The following is a 3,300-nucleotide window of genomic DNA, read 5'->3' as shown; positions in this document are numbered from 1 at the left end:
CCGCGACAAGGCCCCGACAGGGGAGGTCCCCGGGTGCCCGCCGAGCGGGCGGGCACCCGGGGACCACCGCTGTCCGCCGGGACGGGGCACGGCACACCGAAACGCGGCCCGGACGATGGCTTCCAGCGGGGCTGGAGCGCGTCATCCGGGCCGCGGGGTTCGGGTCAGGAGCCGGGGCGGGACACCCGGGAGGGCATCGGGCCCCTCACCCCTCTTCCAGGGTGATGGCCCCGGACGGGCAGAGGTGGGCGGCCTCCCGCGCCGCGTCCTTTGTGGATGTGCCGGGCTCCGCGAGCACCGTGACGGTGCCGTCGTCGTCCTGGTCGAACAGGTCAGGCGCGGCGAGCACACACTGGCCCGCCCCGACACAGCGGTCGGCGTCCGCGTTGATCCGCAACGTCTTCACCTCCGTCGGAACTACCAGGTGACCGGTAGTTCATGCAGGCCGAACAGGATCCCTTCGTCCTTGAACGGCAGTTCCTCGGGCGGCACCGCGAGCCGCAGGGTCGGGATCCGCTCGAACAGCGTCCGGTAGGCGATCCCCATCTCGGCCCTGACCAGGTGCTGGCCCAGACACTGATGCACACCGTAGCCGAACGCCACATGGTGGCGGGCGGGTCGGCCGGGATCGAACTGGTCGGCCCGCTCGAAGGCGTTCTCGTCATGGTTGGCCGCCGCGCCCAGGGGCACGATGCCCTCCCCGGCCTTGATCAGCTGACCGCCGATCTCGACGTCCTCGACCGCCACCCGCAACGCCACCCGGTCGGCGACCGACAGATAGCGCAGCGCCTCCTCGACGGCGCGCGGATCCCCGATCCACTCCCGGTTCAGCAGCAGCATGACCACACCGAGGGCGATGTTGTTGGCGGTGGTCTCATGGCCGGCGATCAGCAGCAGCAGCGCGATGCCGGAGACCTCCTGGGCGGTCAGCGTCTCGTTCGTCAGCAACCCGCTGATCAGATCGTTGCCCGGGAACTTGTGCTTGATGGAGATCAGCTTGGTCAGATAGGTGATGAGCTCCTTGGCCGCGCTCTCCCGCTGCTCGTCGGTCGAGGTGAACGTGACCAGGACGCGGGTCCGGGACTCGAAGTACTCATGGTCGGAGTACGGCACCCCCAGCAGCTCACAGATGACCAGCGACGGCACCGGCAGCGCGAACTGGGACACCAGGTCGGCGGAGTTCCCGCCCTCGAGCAGGGCGTCGATGAGCTTGTCCACGATGCGCTGGATGGCCGGCTGCATCTCCTTGATGCGCCGCACCGTGAACTCCGGGATGAGCGCCTTGCGGAACCGGCCGTGCTCCGGCGGATCGTACGCGACGAACCAGCCGGGCACCTGGTCGGGCGGTGGCACCGTGCCGTTCTTTCCCATACTGGGAAAACCCTCGTGAAGCGGGTTGGAGCTGATCCGGGGATCGGTGAGCACGCTGCGCACGTCTTCGTGGCGGGTGACGAGCCACACCGTGCTGCCCCCTGGCAGTGAGGACTTGACCAGCCCCTCATGCGAGCGCAGCTCGGCGTACTCCTGGGGTGGGCAGAGACGGCCTGGCTGCCGCCTCGGAAACTCGATCGGAACTGCGTCAGCGGTTGCCATATTCGCGCTTCCCACGTAGGTGGTGTTCGGGCAGGGAGTGTTCGGCTGGTCGTCACTTCAGCGCGGGAGAGCCGAGGATCAGCTCGGCCGCGGCGTTCAAGCCGCCCGCCTCCCGCTGCACCTGGGCGAAGTGCCTGGCCCGCTCGTGGAACGAGGCCTCGTTCAGCACCCGCGTCAGCTTGTCGAGCACATCGTCGACGTCGAAGGTCTGCGGCCGGTCCAGGGTCAGGCTGACCCCGCTGTCCGCGCCGCGCACGGCCTGGTCGTAGCAGTCGATCCACAGCGGCCGGACCACCAGCGGCTTGCCGAAGTAGATCCCCTCGTGGAAGCCGTTGCCCCCGCCATGGGTGAAGAAGACCTTGACGTTCGGGTGGGCCAGCACATCGAGCTGGGACGGCACCCAGCTCTCGATCCGCAGATTGCCCGGCAGCTCGTCGTCCGGCGGCAGAAACCCCTGCTGCTCCTTGGGCAGCTTCCACAGCACATCGTGGCGCCCCTCGAGCCGGCGGACCACCTCCACGAGGGAGCGCACCTGTTCCGCGGTCAGCCGGGTGACCGTACCGAAGCCCATGTAGACCACCGAGTCCCGGGCGTCGAGCCACCGGGACAGTCCGCCGTCGTCCGGCGCCTCGGGCAGCGGAGGCACGATCGCCCCCAGCAGACGCATGTTGTCGGGGAACGGGAACGGATACTCCAGGCCGGTGACCGAGAAACACAGGATCTGTTCGGCCAGGTCGGTCCGCGCGGTCATCTTGGCCGCCTCGGGGGCGATGCCGAGGTCCTTGCGCACCTGGTTGAAGGCGCCGAGCGTCTTGAGCATGCTCGGCTTGAAGAACATCGCCACCTTGCGGATCTTGAACCAGCGATTGGCCATCCGCTGTGCGAAGGACATGTGGAGCGACAGACCGGAGTGTGCCGAGGGGAAGTTGGAGCGCAGGCTGGTCATGAACAGGTTGCTGGGCAGGAAGGGGACGCTCAGCATGAACGGGATCTTCCTGGTGACGGCCACCTCGACACCGAAGAACGACACACTGTCGATGATCATCAGCGCGGGCTCGACCTCATCCACCACCGCGTCCACAGCACGGTACTTGGGGACCCGCAGATGCGGTTTGAAGGTGTGCTCCACGAGCGCGCGATGGGCCTTCCACCGCGACGGCTGAGTGACCCGCCGATACGTCTCGTCGTCCCAGGTGGGGGAGGAGAACTCGGGCACCACCTCGCCCAGGGAGGCAAAGCGCACCGGGCTCTCCCCGGCGATCCCCTCGATGTCCGCACGCCGCTTCTCGTCGGTGGCGAACCACAGATCAGGCACCCCCCGCCGCGACAGCTCGGTGGCGATGGCGAACAGCGAGTTGAACAACCCGCTCTCCGGTGAGCTCACAAACAGGATCGGCCGTCGGGACGAGGTCACGATCAACACCTCCGCGGGTGCGGGTGGATGACGGGAGGCATGCCGAGCGCGCTCGCACACCGAGGCGCGCGAACAAGGCGATCGGTACTCGATCGGCAGCCGGACTTCCTTGCTACCGGCACACGGCCAAAGAAATCCCCAGTAGTTCGACGACAGCGGGGTGCTGAGCCGCTGGCCGCGGGGCGCTGTGGCCATGACTAGGGGATTGCCAGTGGCTCGTCGTTTTCACTTCGGAACCAGGGACGCCGACTGGTTCGACGGCGCGCAGTGGAAACCGCGCACGCGGCGCTGCG

Annotated in this window: 3 protein-coding genes; all 3 read right to left on the bottom strand. The window is 68.0% G+C overall.

All coding sequences use genetic code 11. The annotated features are described in order from the left end of the window. Positions 1-205 precede the first annotated feature (205 nt). Genes ACFZDL_RS30630 through ACFZDL_RS30620 form a run of 3 tightly spaced genes read right to left on the bottom strand, consistent with a single transcriptional unit; the run spans position 206 to position 3,007 of the window. Positions 206-397: a ferredoxin gene (locus tag ACFZDL_RS30630; protein WP_353596855.1), complete on the bottom strand. Its 192-nt coding sequence runs from the start codon at positions 395-397 to the stop codon at positions 206-208. A gap of 20 nt (positions 398-417) precedes the next feature. Then, complete coding sequence (locus tag ACFZDL_RS30625) at positions 418-1,593, bottom strand: cytochrome P450 (protein WP_353596854.1); 1,176 nt, start codon at positions 1,591-1,593, stop codon at positions 418-420. Positions 1,594-1,645: 52 nt separating this feature from the next. Next, a complete protein-coding gene (locus ACFZDL_RS30620; protein ID WP_353596853.1) occupies positions 1,646-3,007 on the bottom strand; it encodes a glycosyltransferase in 1,362 nt (453 codons plus the stop codon). Positions 3,008-3,300: the final 293 nt, after the last annotated feature.

The organism is Streptomyces sp. NPDC007917, from assembly GCF_042959105.1.
GTDB lineage: Bacteria > Actinomycetota > Actinomycetes > Streptomycetales > Streptomycetaceae > Streptomyces.
This window is presented reverse-complemented; position numbering and strand designations above follow the sequence as displayed.